We start from the raw sequence: 17,808 nt of genomic DNA on the forward strand, positions 1-17,808 counted from the left end.
GGTCGCCATGCATAGACCAGACTGAAGCCGAAATCGAAGCCTACTACCGTACAGTTCCCTTGGGTATGAATGCCGTCGTCCGAAATACGCAAGGCCACGGTCTCGTTTATCACTTGGCTGAGGTCGAGGGGACCAATCCAGCGCGAGGGCGTGTCTATGTGAAAGGTCACGGAGCCTTCTACATGAAGCACGGCAAGAACTGTTATCACCCTACAGGACAAGTCAGCTTGGTAGTGCCAACCCAGGAGGTGCTTCAATGGACAAAGGAGCATCCCAGAGGAGAGATGGGATATACAATCTTCCGGTAGCGATTCATGCCAGCGCCCTTCACAGGGCAGTCGAGCCAGTTTCCCATGGAAGTCCATAAGTCCGCTGCCAAGCTACCCTATCCCTCGCCCGACAGGTCCCGGCGCGCCTTGTCGAGTTCCTCGGCATAGCGCCGCATCAAATGACCTTCGGTCAACAGCCCCAGCACGATATGGTCGGTGAAATCCTCGACCACGGCGAGCTCTTCGGCGCCCGCGCGCTGGAACGTTTCGGCCGCGGCCTGCACGTTCATGCTCGGCACCAGCACTGCGTCCTTGTACTTGGCAAGATCGCGCACCGGCACCTCGCCACCGGAAGGATCGCTGTGCAGTTCGGCCACGATCAGCACGCCGACATAGTGGTCGCCCGCGTCGACGGCGATGACGCGCTGGGCAGAGCCGAGCGGCACCTCTTTGCGGAAGGCTGCGAGTGTCGTCGAGGCATAGATGGTCTTGATGTCCTTGCGCATCATCGAGCCTACTGTGAGGCTGCGCATCCAGCCGACATCGTGGGCGCTGCGGATGGTCTCGCCGCGCAAATGGAAGCGCCAGGTCGAGAAGGAGTAGCCGAAGGTTTCGCGCACCAGGATGGCCGACATGATCGAGGCGGCCAGCACGACGCCGGTCAGCGTCAGGTCGCGGGTCGATTCCAGCGCCAGGAAGGTCATTGTCAGCGGACCGCCGACGACACCGACGGCGAGCGAAGTCATGCCGACGACGGCGGCGACGGCAGGGTCGATGCCGGTTGCCGGCGAGACGACGATCATCACATCCGCGAACGCCTTGCCGAGCAGCGCGCCGAGGAACAGCGAGGCGAAGAACAATCCGCCGCGAAAACCCGAGCCCAGCGAGACCGCCGACGCCGCCAGCTTGAGCACGAAGACGCTCGCCACCACGGCCAGCCCGTAATTCATCGAGAATTCGCGGTGCAGCGCGCCATGGCCGCTGGACAGCACCTGCGGCGTGATCAACCCCAGCAGCCCGACGATGACGCCGCCGATGACGGGGCGCAGCGACGCATCGATCGACAGCCTGGCGAAACCGCGCTCGATCAACGTCACCAGATGCATAATGGCGATCGAGGCGGCGCCGCCGAGCAGCCCGAGCAGCAGGAACGGCACATACTGGCTGGCAGTGAGCGCCGGCAGCCCCGAAAGCTCAAGCGGAAACGGCACGCCGCCAAACATTTCGGCGGTCAGCGAGGCTGAGATCGCGGCGGTCATGACAGGCGCGACATTGGCGACCGAGTAGATGCCGATGACCAGTTCGAAGCCGTAGAAGGCGCCGGTCAGCGGTGCATCGAAGGCAGCGGCGATGGCGCCGGCCGCACCACAGCCGACCAGGATGCGGACATCGTTGCGGCGCAGCCTGAAGATGCCCGCCAGCCGCGATGCCAGCCCGGAGCCAACCTGCGTATAGCCGGCTTCCAGCCCGACCGAGGCGCCAAAACCGCTGGAGATCATCGTCTGGCCGGCGATGATGAAGGTGTCGGTCAGCGACATGCGCCCGCCATAGAGCGCATTGGCTTCGATCGGGTCGATCGGTGTGCGGAATTTCCGTATCCTGAGCCAGACCACCGTCAGCCCCAGCAGCATGCCGCCGATCGCCGGCACCAGCGCCTGCATCGGACTGGCGAGCGAGAACATGCCGGAAAGCCGGCCGCCTGGCTGAACGCCGAACAACAGCCCATGCAGGTCCTGCACGATCTGGCTCATCGCCGTGACCAATATGCCAGCCATGACGCCTACGACACCGGCGAGAATGACCACCACGATGCCGCGTGCCTCGAGCAGGGGCAACGACCTGATCAGCACAGCGCGCAGCCGGCGGGCGTAAACTTCGCTGTGGTTTCTGGAAAGCACCGGGGCGGCTCGCCGATATCGAAAGGCAGTGGAAAGCCAGCCTGATACGCCCGGCGGCACGGCATGGCAACCACAATGCCGACAGACACCATACTGGCGACAGCGGGCGCGATACCGATCGGCCGATGGACCGTTCAGGTCGGCATGGGCTCGCCGGCTTCATAAAGCACGAGGTTGCGCTCGCCTATGCCAAGCGCCGGCCAGCTCGCACGCCAGGCCGCAAGGTGCGGCGAGGCGAAATGCGCGTCGAGCGCTGCCCTGTCACTCCAGACTTCCGTGACCCGGATGAGCCCGGCATCGAAGACATCCTGCGCGTAGGAATATTGGATGCAGCCGACCTCGGTGCGGCTGCCGGAAACCATGCGCTCCATTGCGGGCTTGGCTTCCTCCAATTTGTTTGGCGGCAAGCGGATGGTGCCGATGATCAGAAGCATGGATTTTCCCTTCTTTACGAGGCCGGCCGACACGGCGACCTGCGCGCATGACCGTTCGAACTAGCCAGTCTCCCACCCTCGCGCAAGCTTGGCGGGCTACCCTCACAGGGCTGTCGCGCGCTCGGCAGGTTTCGAATTTGGGGACGACATGGCGATCAGCGAAAGCATCCAGCCCGGCGCGGTGGCCAAGAACGGCCGCGACGTCTTCTTCGCCATCGGCATCGTCATCATCCTGGCCGTGCTGTTTCTGCCGATTCCGGCCTTTCTCATCGACATCGGCCTCGCCTTCTCGATCGCGCTTTCGGTGCTGATCCTGATGGTGGCGCTGTGGATCCAGCGGCCGCTCGATTTCTCGTCTTTTCCGACCGTTCTGCTCATCGCCACCATGCTGCGGCTGTCGCTCAACATCGCCACCACGCGCATGATCCTGTCGCATGGCAATGAGGGCACCCACGCCGCCGGCTATGTCATTGCCGGCTTCTCCAAGCTGGTGATGGCCAGCGACTTCGTCATCGGCCTCATCGTCTTCATGATCCTGATCGTGGTGAACTTCATCGTCATCACCAAGGGCGCCACGCGTATCGCCGAAGTCGGCGCACGCTTCACCCTCGACGCCATCCCCGGCAAGCAGATGTCGATCGACGCCGACCTGTCCGCCGGCATGATCGACGACAAGACCGCGCAACTGCGGCGCCGTGAGCTGGAAGAAGAAAGCTCCTTCTTCGGCTCGATGGACGGCGCCTCGAAATTCGTCCGCGGCGACGCCATCGCCGGCCTCATCATCACCGCCATCAACATCGTCGGCGGCATTGCCATCGGCTACATCAGGCACGGCATGGGCATGGGCGAAGCCGCCGACGTGTTCATCAAGCTGTCGGTCGGCGACGGGCTCGTCACCCAGATCCCGGCGCTCATCGTTTCACTCGCCGCCGGCCTGCTCGTCTCCAAGGGCGGCACCCGCGGTTCAACCAACCAGGCGGTGTTCGGCCAGCTCGGCGCCCACCCGCGCGCGCTCTACGTCGCGGCATCGCTGCTGGTGCTGCTCGGCCTGATGCCCGGGCTGCCGCTGTTCCCGTTCTTCGCGCTCGCCGCCGGCATGGCCGGTCTCGGCTACATCATCCCTATGCGCGCCAACCGGGTCCTCGCCGAAGCCGAGGCGATCAAGGACCAGGAAAAGGCGACCAAGGTCGAGGAGGAGAAGAACTCGGTCAAGGCCTCGCTCGCCACCGCCGAGATCGAGCTCTTGATAGGCAAGCAGCTGTCGACAAGGCTGCTGACGTCGCACCAGGAACTGGTTTTCCGCATGGGCAAGATGCGCAAGAAATTCGCCACCCAGTACGGCTTCGTCGTACCGGAAGTGCGTGTCGCCGACGATTTCGCCATCCCGCCGAAGAGTTACCAGATCAAGGTGCACGGCACCGTGGTGGCCGAATACCAGATGCGCGTCGGCGAGATCATGGTGCTGCTCGGCAATCGCGACATACCCGAGATACCGGGCGAGGAAATCCGCGAGCCGGCCTTCGGCATGCGCGCCTATTCAGTGGTCGAAGCCTTCGCCGAGGATCTGAAGCGCGAGAACTACACCTTCGCCGACAACATGTCGGTGCTGCTCACCCATCTCTCCGAGGTCATCCGCAACAACCTGCCGCAGCTTCTGTCCTACAAGGACATGAAGGCGCTGCTCGAACGCCAGGACCAGGAATACCGCAAGCTCGCCGACGAGATCTGCACCACGCACATCTCCTATCCCGGCCTGCAGGCGGTGCTGAAGCTGCTGCTCGCCGAGCGCGTCTCGATCCGCAACCTGCACCTGATCATCGAGGCGATCGCCGAGATCGCGCCGCATGTGCGCCGCACCGAGCAGATCGTCGAGCATGTCCGCATCCGCATGGCACAGCAGATCTGCGGCGACCTCTCGGAGGGCGGCGTGCTGAAGGTGCTTCGCCTCGGCAACCGCTGGGACCTCGCCTTCCACCAGAGCCTCAAGCGCGACGCCAAGGGTGAGGTGCGCGAGTTCGACATCGACCCGCGCCAGCTCGAGGAGTTCGGCCAGGACGCGACCAAGGCGATCAAGAAATATCTGGAAGCCGGCGAGCGTTTCGTCCTCGTCACCGCGCCCGACGCCCGCCCCTATGTGCGCATGATCATCGAGCGGCTGTTCACCACGCTGCCGGTGCTCAGCCACGTCGAAATCGCCAAGGGCGTCGAGATCAAGGTGCTCGGAACCATATCGTGAGCGTGCTGTCGCAAGGCGTCGTCATCGCGGCGTTCCTCGCCTTCTGCCGCATCGGCGCCTGTTTCATGCTGATGCCGGGCCTGTCCAGCGCCCGCGTCCCGGTCCAGGTCAGGCTGTTCGTGGCTGTCGCCGCCACCGGCGGCCTGCTTGCCTTCCTGTGGGACAAGATCTTTCCTTTCGTCGACCCGCGCCCGCAGATCCTGGTGCCGATGATCATCTCGGAACTTCTGGTCGGCGGCCTGATCGGCGCCATGACCAGGCTCTACATGGAAGCCTTGCGCTTCATGGGCTCGGCCATTGCCATGCTGGTCGGCTATGGCGGCACCGGCGGACCGGCGATCGAGGAGCCCGAACCTCAGGCAGCCCTTGCCGCCATCATCTCGTTCTCGGCACTTTTGATGCTGTTCGTCTTCGATTTCGACCACGAGATAATACGCGCGCTGGTTTCTTCCTACACGGTCGCGCCGGTCAACATCTTCTTCAACCCGCAGGCCGCCCTCGTCGATGTCACCGACACGGTGTCGGACACCTTCTTCCTGGTCATCCGCCTCGGCAGCCCGTTCGTCGCCTATGCCATTCTCGTCAATCTGACGATCGGCTTCGTCAACAAGCTGACGCCGCAGATCCCGATCTATTTCATCTCCCAGCCCTTCATCATCGCCGGCGGCATGATCATCTTCTATTTCGCCGTCGGCACCATGCTGTCGCTGTTCGTAGACGGCTTCGTCGACCTGACATTGGCGAGATAGAAATGAGCACGCGCAAGGACCGCCTCAAGAAGCTGGTGAAGGTTCAGGAACAGCTGAAGGCGCTGCACGAAACCCGCCACGCCTCCTTCCTCGCCGCGGCCAGTGCCGCCGAAACCGAAGCCAGGGAACTGGTCGGCCATTTCGACCAGGCCGATTCGCTGTCCGCCCTGTTTCCCGACCTCTACCACCGCCGCATCGCCCAGGCGGTCGTGCGCCAGGAGGCGAACCTGGCGAGCGCCAGGCAGGAAGCCAGCCTCATCGCCGCCGCGACCGCCCGCACCAACATGGTCGAGCGCGCTTACAAGGACGTGCGTAACCGCGACGAGCGCGAACGCTCCGACCGCGAGCGGCTGGATATCATCGCGCAGAAGCAGGGCGAGAAGTAGTTGGGGGAGTTCTGCTGCGGGGCTCGATCTCAACCTGACCGATGCCGCTTCCCTCAGCATCGCCTACCAGGGGCAGTTCGGCTCCGGCGTCCAGCAGAACGGCTTCAATGCAAAGCTTAATGTGAAATTCTAAGCGGGAAGGATCGTTACGGAATGACTGCCCTTGCGGAAAGGTGCCATTCGATCCGGATGTCACTGCGACCGCTTGAAGGCAGATCCAGATGACATTCCGATGCCCGCTTGCAGGAACCGAATCCGGCGAGCGCCAGGCAGGAAGCCAGCCTCATCGCCGCCGGACCGCCCGCACCGACATGGTCGGGCGCACCTGCAAGGACGTGCGCAACCGCGACGAACGCGAACGCTTCGACCGCAAGCGGCTGGACCTGATCGCGGGCGCAGGAGTAGCTGGGAGTATTGCGTGGCGCGAAGCGGACCCCCCAAGATTCGGGCCTTCCCGTAAACGCTTTACAGCCCGGTTTGGTAGCGCTACCGTTTCGGTCTAGCGTGAGCCTGGGAGGAGCTAAGGCTATCGCTGGCGGAAGCGTTGTTCCTTCGACGACGTCGCAGGAATTTGTTGGGAGGACCGATGGCGTCTGTCGCAATTGACGAAGTCTACAAATCATTCGGCGCTGTCGAGATCCTGCACGGAGTCAGCGTGAACATCGAGGACGGCGAGTTCGTCACTCTGGTCGGGCCGTCAGGCTGCGGAAAATCAACTCTTCTCAGAATGATCGCCGGCCTGGAAAAGATTTCACGCGGCCAGATCGCGATTGGCGAACGTGTCGTCAACAACGTTGCGCCCAAGGAGCGCGACGTCGCCATGGTCTTCCAGAACTATGCGCTTTACCCACACATGACCGTTGCCGAGAACATGGCGTTCTCGCTGATGCTCAAAGGAGTTTCCAAGCCAGAGAGCGATGCAGGCGTGCGCCGCGCGGCCGAAATCCTTGGGCTGGTGCCGTTGCTGGCGCGCTATCCTCGGCAGCTTTCCGGCGGCCAACGCCAGCGCGTCGCGATGGGCCGCGCGATCGTGCGTGATCCGGCGGTCTTTCTCTTCGACGAACCGCTGTCCAATCTCGACGCCAAACTCAGGGTGCAGATGCGCGCCGAGATCAAGGAACTGCACCAGCGCCTCAAGACCACGACAGTCTACGTCACCCACGATCAGATCGAAGCCATGACCATGGCTGACAAGATCGTGGTCATGCATGACGGTATCGTCGAGCAGATAGGGCCGCCGCTGGAACTCTATGACCGGCCGAACAATCTTTTTGTCGCCAGCTTTATCGGCTCGCCGGCCATGAATTTGCTGAGGGGCGAGATCGCTACCGGCGGCTCACCCTCGTTCCGCGGTGCCGGGGGGATTTCAGTCCCGTTGGCCTCGGCACTTTCCATCCCCAATGGCGAGCCTGTGGTGCTCGGAATAAGGCCCGAGCATTTGCGGCTGTCCGACGACCAGGGCATTCCGGTCATCGTCGCGGTGGTTGAACCAACCGGGTCCGAAGTGCAGCTCATCGGCCGGACAGCCGGCGGCGAAGAGATCGTCGCGAATTTCCGGGAACGACATTCCTTCACGCCGGGCGAAACCATCCGGCTTACGGCCGAGCCCAGCCTCATCCATCTCTTTCACGGAGAAACCGGACAGAGATTCCAAACACGTACCGATCAGTAGGACCACAAGGCAAGGACAACCACAGGAGGAACGAGCATGAAGTTCACCAGACGCGACGTGATCCGCACCACCGCCGGCGCGGCAGCGGGGGCCTTGGGAAGTCGGTTCATCAGCTCTCCGGCCCTTGCCCAGGACGGACTGAAATACAAACCCGAGGATGGCGCCAAGCTTAGACTGCTGCGCTGGTCGCCCTTCGTCCAGGGCGACGAGGACCAATGGCTGGCCAACACCAAGCGCTTCACCGAAGCGACCGGTGTCGCGGTCCGCGTCGACAAGGAAAGTTGGGAGGACATTCGCCCCAAGGCGGCAGTCGCGGCAAATGTCGGGTCCGGCCCCGACCTGATGTTCGTCTGGTTCGATGACCCGCACCAATATCCCGACAAGCTGCACGACGTGAGTGAACTGGGCGAGTATCTCGGCTCGAAATACGGCGGCTGGCATGATGGACCAAAGCAATATGCGACCCGGGAAGGCAAATTCATCGGCCTGCCACTGGCCACGATCGGAAATGCCATCGTCTATCGGGAAAGCTGGGTAAAAGAGGCCGGCTTTTCGGAGTTTCCCAAGGACACGAAAGGCTTCCTGGAACTCTGCAAGGCCTTGCAAGCGAAGGGACATCCGGCCGGCTTCACGCATGGCCATGGCGTCGGCGACGGCAACAACTATGCTCATTGGCTGCTGTGGAGCCATGGCGGCCAGATGGTCGACGAGAGTGGCAAGGTAACGATCAACAGCCCCGAGACCCTCAAGGCGATCGAATACGCGCAGGAACTCTACAAGACCTTCATTCCCGGCACCGAAAGCTGGCTCGACGTCAACAACAACCGCGCCTTCCTGGCCGGCGAACTGGCTGTCATCGCCAACGGCATCTCGGCCTACAACACCGCCAAAATCAATAAGGACAATGATCCGAAGCTGGCTGAAATCGCCAAGGACATACGCACGACCAACCTGCCCATAGGTCCTGTCGGCAAATCCGTCGAATTGTTCCAGGTGACCACGGCTGTCATCTTCAATTACACGCCTTACCCCAACGCGGCCAAGGCGTATTTGCAGTTCATGTTCGAGGAACCGCAAATGAAGGACTGGATCACCTCCTCGGCCGGATATTGCTGCCAGACACTGAAGGCGTTCGACAACAACCCGGTATGGACTGCCGATCCCAACAACGCCGCTTACGCCAAGGCCTCGGCGACTCTGCGGCCTAACGGCTATGCCGGGCCGCTCGGCTATGCTTCGGCGGCAACCATGGCCGACTACGTGCTGGTCGATATGTTCGCCAAAGCGGTGACCGGCCAGGCGACGCCGCAAGAGGCAATGGAAGAGGCCGAGAAGCGGGCAAATCGCTATTATCGCGTTTGAGCCGGCTCAGCCGGGCAGCGTGGCTGCCCGGCTGGCCTCGGATTGCGTCGCGGCCGATCCGGCCGATCAATGAGACCTCAGCAGGAGCCAACCCATGGCCGTGCCGTCAGCTGCTATCCAGCCGTGATCTTCGATCTTCTCACGGATTCTATCGCGCTGGGGCGAAAGCCGGAACGCACTTGGCTTCGGCTTCATGCTTCCGGCGGCTGCGCTGCTGCTTGTCTTCCTGACCTATCCGCTGGGGCTCGGCGTCTGGCTTGGCTTCACCGATGCCCGCATCGGCCGCCCCGGCATCTTCATCGGCATCGAAAACTATGAATATCTGTGGAGCGACGCCGTCTTCTGGCTCTCCGTCTTCAACACCTTGCTCTATACGATCAGCGCTTCGATCCTGAAATTCGCGCTCGGCCTCTGGCTAGCGCTCATCCTCAACCAGAACCTTCCCTTCAAATCGTTCTTCCGCGCGATTGTCCTGCTGCCCTGGGTGGTGCCGACGGTGCTCTCGGCCATCGCCTTCTGGTGGATCTACGATTCGCAGTTCTCCATTCTCTCCTGGGCGCTGCAGCAGATGGGACTGATCGACCACCGCATCAATTTCCTTGGCGATCCGGAGAATGCACGCGCCTCGGTGATCGCTGCCAATGTCTGGCGCGGCATTCCTTTCGTGGCCATCACGCTGCTGGCCGGCCTGCAGACGATTCCCCAGTCGCTTTACGAGGCCGCGACGCTCGACGGCGCCAGCCGCTGGCAGTTGTTCCGCTATGTGACGCTGCCGCTGCTGACGCCGATCATCGCCATCACCATGACCTTTTCGGTCCTGTTCACCTTCACCGATTTCCAGCTGATCTATGTGCTGACTCGCGGCGGGCCGGTGAATGCCACCCATCTGATGGCGACGCTCTCGTTCCAGCGCGGCATTTCCGGCGGCCAGCTTGGCGAGGGAGCCGCAATCGCGGTGGCAATGATCCCGTTCCTGCTCGCGGCGATCCTTTTCAGCTATTTCGGGCTGCAACGTCGTAAGTGGCAGCAGGGCGGTGGAGACTGACATGGCCGCGACCGAAACGAACAACCGTCCGAACACGGATGAAGGCGGCATGGGCTATCTCCAGAGCCTGCCCCGGCGCGTGGTGACCGTTTATCTGCCGCTGCTGATATTCGTCATCGTGCTGCTGTTCCCGTTCTACTGGATGACGATCACCGCGGTGAAACCCAATCTCGAGATGACGGATTATGCCAATTTCAACCCGTTCTGGGTCGTCCATCCGACGCTTGAGCATATCCGGTATCTACTCTTCGACACGTCCTATCCGGGTTGGCTTCTCAACACGATCATCATCTCGACCGCCGCAACTTTCCTGTCGCTGCTGGCGGCGGTGTTCGCTGCCTATGCGATCGAACGCTTGAGGTTTTCCGGAGCGCGGCAGGTCGGCTTGGCGATCTTCCTGGCCTATCTCGTGCCGCCCTCGATTCTGTTCATTCCACTGTCGGTAATGGTGTTCAACCTCGGCCTTTACGATACGCCGTTCGCACTGATCCTCACCTATCCGACGTTCCTCATTCCATTCTGCACGTGGCTCTTGATGGGCTACTTCCGCTCGATACCCTTCGAACTGGAAGAATGCGCGCTGATCGACGGAGCGAGCCGCTGGCAAATCCTGACCAAGATAGTTCTGCCGCTGTCGGTGCCCGGCCTGATCTCCGCCGGCATCTTCGCTTTCACCCTGTCATGGAACGAATTCATCTACGCCTTGACCTTTATCCAATCGTCCGAAAACAAGACCGTGCCGGTCGGCGTGCTTACCGAGCTCGTACGTTCGGACGTCTATGAATGGGGAGCCCTGATGGCAGGCGCGCTGATCGGCTCCCTGCCGGTGGTGGTGCTCTACTCATTCTTTGTCGAGCACTACGTCTCCTCGATGACGGGGGCGGTCAAGGAGTGAAGCCGAGGCGGAATCCCACCCTCGGCGGATAATCGAAGCAAGCTCGCGAGCCGGCGCCGGTGCCGATTTCGGACGGCCCTCTAGGTACTGCCACATAACGCTGCTTTTTCATGGGCCGGTGCCAAGCTGATCGTCAGCTTCCGGCCAAAGGCGACGATGGAAAAGTCTGCCCGACAATGCATGGCGCAAAGCCGTCGGCTTCGATCCGATCCTCGCACTCCGCTCCCTCTCCTACCCGCAAGCCTGCCACAAGCTTGTTGAGGCATGGTCTGGCTAAGGAAAACCGGTAAAAGGCGGACTTTCTTGGCGATTTCTCCACCCAGCGACATCGTTATGGATGTGGCCCGAGCCGTTGGCCCGGCGGATATCGAAACCGCCCGCGCCGCGCTGGCAAAGCGGGCCGGCGGCGTTGCGGGCACGTTTTCACTCGATACCGCCGCTTCGGTCGATGCCGGCTCGCTCCTGTCGCGCGCCACCGCCGACAAGGCCGCCGCTGCAACCGACCCGGCCAAGAAATTCAAGAAGTTCGAGGCGATGGTGCTGCAGACCTTCATCCAGAACATGCTGCCCAAGGACACCGAGGGCGTCTACGGCAAGGGCCTGGCCGGCGACATGTGGAAGTCGCAGCTTGCCGAGCGGGTGGCCGACGTGATGGCCGAACGCGGCGGCATCGGCATCGCCAAGTCGATGCTCGCCGACCACTATCTCGAAGGCAAGCGCGTGGTGCCGGTCGGTCCTGTTTCGGGCGGGTTGGAGAAGACCGAGATCGACCAGCAAAACAGCCTGTCGACCTCGCTGGTCCACCAATTGCAGCGCAAGGCTGCGGGGTCGATGACCGGTGACGAGACGACCATAAAAACAAATATCAAGATCTAAACTGGGAAACGCCATGGCCGACTTTTCGGAATCCACCCCCAACCTGCCAGCACGCACGACCGCGTCGGAAGCGCCGATCCCGTTCGCGCGGCCCGGCAACCTCGCCGCCATCATCGGCCGTATCGAGGAAGTGGTCGAGGAAGAGACGGCCGGCATCCGCAACGCGACCAACTATGATCTCAAGGCATCGAACGTCCGCAAGAGCCGCTACCTCTACGAGTTGACCCGCGCCATGAAGGGCGGCAGCGAAGCCGAATTCCTCGAACAGCACCGCGAGGGCCTGACCCGGCTGCGCCAGAAGCTGGCGAAGAACGAAGCCGCGATCCTGGCGCATCTCAGCGCGGTCAACGAAGTCGCCAGCCTGCTGCGGCACGCCATCCAGCGCGCCGAGACCGACGGCACCTACTCCGCCGGCGAGTTCGGCTGGATGAAGGCATGATGCCGAATACAAGCGACACATCGGAGATCCTGCCGAAGCAACGGCGCAGTGCCGCGTTGCCGTCGCAAGGAACTGGCCAAAGGACTGACAGGGCCCGATGATCAAGGTCATCGCCATCGCCGTCTGGATCTGCGCCGCAACCCTCGGCGCCGTGTTCTATTCTTTCCAGTCGGCCGGCGAGCGCGGTGTCGGCGAAACGCCGAAGCCGATGCTGGGCGGCCTCGACTACCTCAAGACCGACATCATTTCGGTGCCGCTGATCCGCGATTCTGAGATCGGCGGCTATTTCCTGACCAAGCTTGTCTACACTGTCGAACCCGAGCAGATTAAGAAACTGTCCATTCCGGCCGAAGCCCTGATCACCGACCAGGTCTATTCGTACCTCTATTCCAATCCGCAGATCGACTTCACCAACAAGGCGACGATCGATCTCGACGCCTTTCGCGCCGCGATCCGCGATACCGTCAACACGCGTGTCGGCGCGCCTTTGGTGCATGAGGTTCTGATCGACCAGGTCAATTTTCTGTCGAAGGACGAAATCCGCGACAACTGGCTGCGCCGCAAGAAAAGCGAGACGGCGAGCGAAATGACCAAGGCATTCAAGGAACACTGACTTGCCCGGCTCACAGTCCCGGCCTCATCGCGGCTCGGCTGCCGCAATGGCAGGAACCAACCGCCTGAATTCGCGTTGACGTAAACGTCAACCCAAAGCTATATGCGGCAGCGACCGTGATCGCGAAACCGCGGCATGGGCTTCGGCTGGATCGAAGCGCCGTTGCGAGACAGATGCAACCAGACAAGGAGAACAGCGTGAGCGTTCAGGAGATTGCCGAAAAGATCAAGTCGCGCGTGGCCAGCAGCGGGTTCGATCGTTCCGTGAAATTCGACACCGGCAGCGACGGCGTCATCGTCATCGACGGCGCAACCGTCTCGAACACCGACGCACCCACCGACTGTACCATCAAGCTCTCGCTCGACGATCTGGATTCTCTGATCGCTGGCGACCTGAACCCGACAATGGCGTTCATGACCGGCAAGATAAAGGTCGAAGGCGACATGACCGTTGCCATGGCGCTCAGCCAGCTGATCGGCTGAAGACATTCAGCCGCCCAAGGCGGCGCCCACCAATCGCGAAAAAACGCCGCCTCTTTCGGGCGGCGTTTTTGCATGAAATGCTGGCGGCTTCGTGTCTCAGGCCGCCGATATCAATTGCTGCGCCTTCAGCTTGCGGCCGGCAGCCTTCAGCGTGCCGTGCACGCCGTCAAGCGCGCCTTCCACCAGTTCCAGCGCCAGCAGGCGGTGCCGCTCATAGGGTCCCGGCATGGCAAGTGAACCAGTCTTCCCAGCCGAGAAACCGAAGCGCGCGTAATAGGGCGCATCGCCGACCAAAAGGATAGCGGAATGGCCGAGACGCGCCGCCTCGGCGATGGCATGGCGCATCAGCGCCGAGCCGATGCCGGCATTCTTGAGCGACGGGTCGACGGCAAGCGGGCCAAGCAGCAGCGCGGCCGCACCGCCCTCGCCCAGCCTGACATCCCACAGCCGCACGGTGCCGGCCACGCCGCCCGAAGCATCACGTGCGACAAAGGCCAGGCCTTCCGAGGGCCGCCGGCCACGCCGCAACTTCTCCGACGACTTTTTCCTGCGCTTCGGCCCCATGGCCCGATCGAGCAACGCCTCACGCGCCGCAACATCGGCTGCGGTTTCGGCGACCATCACAAAGGCCGGTGCGTGGCCCACGATTTCAACTGACATTTCCATTTCCGCAATCCCTGGCGAGCGGAGATCTGTTCCACAGGCGAGCCCGGGTGGACGACAGTCGCCCACCTGGGATGATCTGATCGGCTCTCTCAGCGCATTTTCAGGCGAAGTTGTGTCCGGCTCGCCGTCCGAAAATGCGCTGAGGAAGCGCCGTCAGATCACGTAGGATCGGAGAGGCTCGAAGCCGTTGAAGGCGACCGCCGAGTAGGTGGTCGTGTAGGCGCCGGTGCCTTCGATCAGCACCTCGTCGCCGATGGTCAGCGACAAAGGCAGCGGATAGGGCGTCTTCTCGTACATCACGTCGGCCGAATCGCAGGTCGGGCCGGCGAGCACGCAAGGTGCTGTCTCCGTGCCGTCATGCGCGGTGACGATCGGGTAGCGGATCGCCTCGTCCATCGTCTCGGCCAGGCCGCCGAACTTGCCGATGTCGAGGAATACCCAGCGCACATTGTCGTTGACCGCCTTCTTCGAGATCAGAACGACTTCCGACTTGATGACGCCGGCATTGCCGACCATGCCACGGCCCGGCTCGATGATGGTCTCCGGAATGGCATTGCCGAAATGCTTACGCAGCGCCGAGAAGATCGCCTGGCCATAGGCCTGGGCGGCCGGCACGTCACGCAGATAGCGCGTCGGGAAACCACCGCCCATATTGACCATCTTCAAGACGATGCCTTCCTCGGCGAGCGTCGCGAACACCACCTTGGCGTCGGCCAGCGCACGGTCCCAGGCGGTCAGGTCGGTCTGCTGCGAGCCGACATGGAACGACACGCCATAGGCATCGAGGCCGAGCCCCTTGGCATGGCGCAGCACGTCGACGGCCATCGCCGGCACGCAGCCGAACTTGCGCGACAGCGGCCACTCGGCGCCCTCGCCATCGGTCAGCACGCGGCAGAACACGCGCGCGCCTGGAGCGACGCGAGCGATCTTCTCGACCTCTTCGACGCAATCCACGGCGAACAGACGGATGCCGAGCTGGTAGGCGCGTGCGATGTCACGCTCCTTCTTGATGGTGTTGCCGAAGGAGATGCGGTCCGCCGGCGCACCAGCGTCCATCGCCATCTCGACTTCGGCAACGGAAGCGGTGTCGAAGGACGAGCCCATCGCAGCAAGCAGGCGCAGGATTTCCGGCGCCGGGTTTGCTTTCACCGCATAGTAGATCTTGGAATCGGGCAGCGCCTTCTCGAAGGCGCGGAAATTGTCACGCACGACATCGAGGTCGACGACGAGGCAGGGGCCGGTCGGACGTCGGGTGGCGAGGAAGTCAAGGATGCGCTGGGTGGCCATCGGGGTCTCTCCATCAGCGCCTTTCGGCGCGCAATAAGGCTGCGGGACGCGGGCTGTCGGCCTCGCGAACTCGCGGTGGACAAAGGCGGGACGGAAATCCATGGAACCAGCCGGTGGAGACCCCGGAACCATGAAGCGCCGTCTCGCGGCGGTGAACCTTGGCCTTGCCCGGCCTCGATTCGCTTTGTCTGCCTTGGCTTGGATGGGAGACCCGTCCGCACTGCCGGCAATGAAGGTGTGCCTCTTCAGTAACCCCGGTTTTTGGACAACCGGCAGAACACCAGAAAGGCCCGCACCGTCGTTGCTTCAAGGTGTCCTCGGGCTGGCGGTTGGCCGCTAGACCGACTGGAGGGGTTGGCTCCAGTTACCTTACCGATTTCCCTCACCATTCGAGGATCGGCGGACACCCACAGGCACGTGCGACTTTGGGCAAGCGCGATATAAGGGCGAAGACTTTCACAATCAATAAAAATCGTACCGCAGGTTGTAAAATTTCTGGCGTCGAACAATGTTGCGGCAACCGTATCCGGATATTGAACGATGACAGGCACGCACGGCCCTCTCAACGCCTTTCTCGATCTTCGCCAGATGCCGGTGGCACATGCCCAGCTCGGCCCGCTGGCCGGGCTGCGGCTGGCCGTCAAGGACATCTACGACGTCGCCGGCTACCGCACCGGTTGCGGCAATTTGCAAAAATTCGCCGAAAGCCACGCGGCCTCGCGCACCGCACCCGCCGTACAGATGATCCTCGATGCCGGCGCACGCTTCGTCGGCAAGACGCAGACCGACGAGCTCGCCTTCGCGCTGTTCGGCCAGAATGCGCATTTCTCGTTTCCGGTGAACCCGGCGGCACCCGACCGCGTCACTGGCGGCTCCTCATCGGGGTCGGCCGCGGCGGTGGCGGGCAGGCTGGCCGATATCGCCACGGGCTCTGACACCGGCGGCTCTATCCGCGCGCCGGCGAGCTTCTGCGGACTGATCGGACTGCGCACCACGCATGGCCGCATTTCGCTCGACGGCACGATGAAGCTGGCGCCAAGCCTCGACACGTTCGGCTGGTTCGCCGACGACATCGAGACCTACGAGACCGTCGGCAAGCTGCTGCTCGGCCGCGATCCGCACCAGCACGTGTTGGACCGGCCGCTGGCGCTGGATTGGCTGGATGGATTGGTCGCCCGGCCGGCGCTGGCCGAATATGCCGGAATGAAGGGGCTGGCGGGCGCGGTCTTCGGCGCGCCGGCGACGCCGGCAATCCGCTTCTCCTCATCTCCCGATGAACTCTACTGGTGTTTTCGCCGGCTGCAGGCCAGGGAGGCCTGGGCTGTGCATGGCGAGTGGATCACCAGCGGTGAGCGCGACCTTGGCCCCGGCGTCGAAGCGCGTTTCGGCTTTGGCCGCGCCGTCGACGACAAGACAGTCCAGGCCGAGAAAGTGCGCCGGCTGACCTTTCGCGGCGAACTGAGCGCCCTGCTCGGCAAGGACGGCTTCCTTGTCCTGCCGACGGTGCCTGGTCCGGCGCCTTACGTGGACAGCACGCCGGAGCAATTCCAGGCCTATCGCGAACGGGCGCTCCAACTTCTGTGCCTGGCCGGCCTGTCCGGTTTTCCACAGATCACACTGCCCGTCGGCTCGGTCGCCGGCGCCCCATTCGGCCTGTCGCTGCTTGGCCCTTCCGGCAGCGACATTGCCCTGATACGGCTCGGCCGGAAACTTCTCGACGCGGCACGAAAGGCCTGACCATGGACACACTGACGCGCATGCGTGCCTTCATCGACGTGGTCGAGGCCGAGGGCTTTTCGGCGGCGGCGCGCAAGATCGGCCGTTCCAAGGCCTTGCTGTCGAAATATGTGCGCGAGCTGGAGGACGAACTCGGCGCTTTGCTGCTCAACCGCACCACGCGCCAGTTCTCGATGACAGAGGCCGGCCACACCTATTACCGGCGCGCCTCGGAGATCGTGCGCGAGGTCGACAGCCTGGCCGACGCGGTGCGTGAATCCTCCGGCGACGTGCGCGGCCGGATCAAGCTTTCGGCGCCGCGTACCTTCGCCGATGCGCCGATCGGCCAGTCGCTGATCGACTTCGCCAAGCAGCATCCCGACATCGTGCTCGACATCCAGCTCGACGACCGCTTCGTCGATCTGGTCGAGGAAGGCTTCGACCTTGCGGTGCGCATCTCGCGGCTGGAGAACTCGTCGCTGATCGCCAGGCGGCTGGCGCCGTTTTCGATAAAGCTCTGCGCCTCCCCCGAACTGATCGCCAAGCATGGCATGCCGACACGGCCGCAGGATCTCAGCCGCATGCCTTGCATCGTCGACACCAATGGCCGCGGACTGAACAACTGGCCGTTCAAGGGCGACAATGGCGATCCGGTGAGCGTTTCGGTGTCCGGTCCGATCGAGGTCAACAGCCCGATGACGGCGAGAGCCGCGGCCGTGGCGGGGCTCGGATTTACCGTCCTGCCGGATTTCATCGCCGCCACCAGCCGGCCGCTCGCGAGGT

17 protein-coding genes are annotated in these 17,808 nt (G+C 62.8%); 13 read left to right on the top strand and 4 right to left on the bottom strand.

Going from position 1 to position 17,808, the window contains the following annotated elements; translation table 11 throughout:
* Positions 1-385 precede the first annotated feature (385 nt).
* Together EOA16_RS11070 and EOA16_RS11075 are read right to left on the bottom strand one after the other, a co-directional pair.
* Positions 386-2,167: a chloride channel protein gene (locus EOA16_RS11070; RefSeq protein WP_127257873.1), complete on the bottom strand. Its 1,782-nt coding sequence runs from the start codon at positions 2,165-2,167 to the stop codon at positions 386-388.
* Between the two features lie 134 nt (positions 2,168-2,301).
* Positions 2,302-2,601, bottom strand: coding sequence for a putative quinol monooxygenase (locus tag EOA16_RS11075; RefSeq protein ID WP_127257875.1), 300 nt, complete (start codon positions 2,599-2,601; stop codon positions 2,302-2,304).
* A gap of 148 nt (positions 2,602-2,749) precedes the next feature.
* Between EOA16_RS11075 and flhA the strand changes: the two genes are divergently transcribed.
* From flhA to EOA16_RS11130, 11 genes are all read left to right on the top strand, one after another.
* Complete coding sequence (gene flhA, locus EOA16_RS11080; protein ID WP_127257877.1) at positions 2,750-4,837, top strand: flagellar biosynthesis protein FlhA; 2,088 nt, start codon at positions 2,750-2,752, stop codon at positions 4,835-4,837.
* Complete coding sequence (gene fliR / locus EOA16_RS11085; protein WP_013529768.1) at positions 4,834-5,586, top strand: flagellar biosynthetic protein FliR; 753 nt, start codon at positions 4,834-4,836, stop codon at positions 5,584-5,586. The genes flhA and fliR overlap by 4 nt, the downstream gene beginning before the upstream one ends.
* A gap of 2 nt (positions 5,587-5,588) precedes the next feature.
* Positions 5,589-5,972, top strand: coding sequence for a hypothetical protein (locus EOA16_RS11090; protein ID WP_164754216.1), 384 nt, complete (start codon positions 5,589-5,591; stop codon positions 5,970-5,972).
* A 586-nt stretch (positions 5,973-6,558) separates the two neighbouring features.
* Positions 6,559-7,644 (top strand): sn-glycerol-3-phosphate ABC transporter ATP-binding protein UgpC, encoded by a 1,086-nt coding sequence (gene ugpC, locus EOA16_RS11095; RefSeq protein WP_127257881.1) that lies wholly within the window; start codon positions 6,559-6,561, stop codon positions 7,642-7,644.
* A gap of 36 nt (positions 7,645-7,680) precedes the next feature.
* Positions 7,681-9,006, top strand: coding sequence for an ABC transporter substrate-binding protein (locus EOA16_RS11100; protein ID WP_127257883.1), 1,326 nt, complete (start codon positions 7,681-7,683; stop codon positions 9,004-9,006).
* A gap of 133 nt (positions 9,007-9,139) precedes the next feature.
* Positions 9,140-10,051: a sugar ABC transporter permease gene (locus EOA16_RS11105; RefSeq protein ID WP_127257885.1), complete on the top strand. Its 912-nt coding sequence runs from the start codon at positions 9,140-9,142 to the stop codon at positions 10,049-10,051.
* A gap of 1 nt (position 10,052) precedes the next feature.
* On the top strand, positions 10,053-10,946 hold the full coding sequence (locus tag EOA16_RS11110) for a carbohydrate ABC transporter permease (protein WP_127257887.1): 894 nt from the start codon (positions 10,053-10,055) through the stop codon (positions 10,944-10,946).
* A 264-nt stretch (positions 10,947-11,210) separates the two neighbouring features.
* Positions 11,211-11,822: a rod-binding protein gene (locus EOA16_RS11115; RefSeq protein ID WP_164754217.1), complete on the top strand. Its 612-nt coding sequence runs from the start codon at positions 11,211-11,213 to the stop codon at positions 11,820-11,822.
* Positions 11,823-11,835: 13 nt separating this feature from the next.
* Positions 11,836-12,261 carry a hypothetical protein gene (locus EOA16_RS11120; RefSeq protein WP_127257888.1) on the top strand — a complete coding sequence of 142 codons (426 nt, stop codon included), beginning with the start codon at positions 11,836-11,838 and terminating at the stop codon, positions 12,259-12,261.
* Positions 12,262-12,358: 97 nt separating this feature from the next.
* Positions 12,359-12,874 carry a hypothetical protein gene (locus EOA16_RS11125; protein WP_127257890.1) on the top strand — a complete coding sequence of 172 codons (516 nt, stop codon included), beginning with the start codon at positions 12,359-12,361 and terminating at the stop codon, positions 12,872-12,874.
* 197 nt (positions 12,875-13,071) lie between these two features.
* A complete protein-coding gene (locus EOA16_RS11130) occupies positions 13,072-13,356 on the top strand; it encodes an SCP2 sterol-binding domain-containing protein (protein ID WP_013529756.1) in 285 nt (94 codons plus the stop codon).
* 96 nt (positions 13,357-13,452) lie between these two features.
* On the opposite strand, the gene EOA16_RS11135 is transcribed toward EOA16_RS11130, so the two are convergent.
* Together EOA16_RS11135 and odc2 are read right to left on the bottom strand one after the other, a co-directional pair.
* Positions 13,453-14,022 (bottom strand): N-acetyltransferase, encoded by a 570-nt coding sequence (locus tag EOA16_RS11135; protein ID WP_127257892.1) that lies wholly within the window; start codon positions 14,020-14,022, stop codon positions 13,453-13,455.
* 153 nt (positions 14,023-14,175) lie between these two features.
* A complete protein-coding gene (gene odc2, locus EOA16_RS11140) occupies positions 14,176-15,309 on the bottom strand; it encodes an ornithine/lysine decarboxylase (protein WP_127257894.1) in 1,134 nt (377 codons plus the stop codon).
* 540 nt (positions 15,310-15,849) lie between these two features.
* Between odc2 and EOA16_RS11145 the strand changes: the two genes are divergently transcribed.
* Together EOA16_RS11145 and EOA16_RS11150 are read left to right on the top strand one after the other, a co-directional pair.
* A complete protein-coding gene (locus tag EOA16_RS11145; protein ID WP_127257896.1) occupies positions 15,850-17,046 on the top strand; it encodes an amidase in 1,197 nt (398 codons plus the stop codon).
* 2 nt (positions 17,047-17,048) lie between these two features.
* The coding region (locus EOA16_RS11150) for a LysR family transcriptional regulator (protein ID WP_164754218.1) at positions 17,049-17,808 on the top strand (760 nt) is incomplete at its 3' end.

It is taken from the genome of Mesorhizobium sp. M7A.F.Ca.US.008.03.1.1, from assembly GCF_003997495.1.
In the GTDB taxonomy this organism is placed as follows: Bacteria; Pseudomonadota; Alphaproteobacteria; order Rhizobiales; family Rhizobiaceae; genus Mesorhizobium.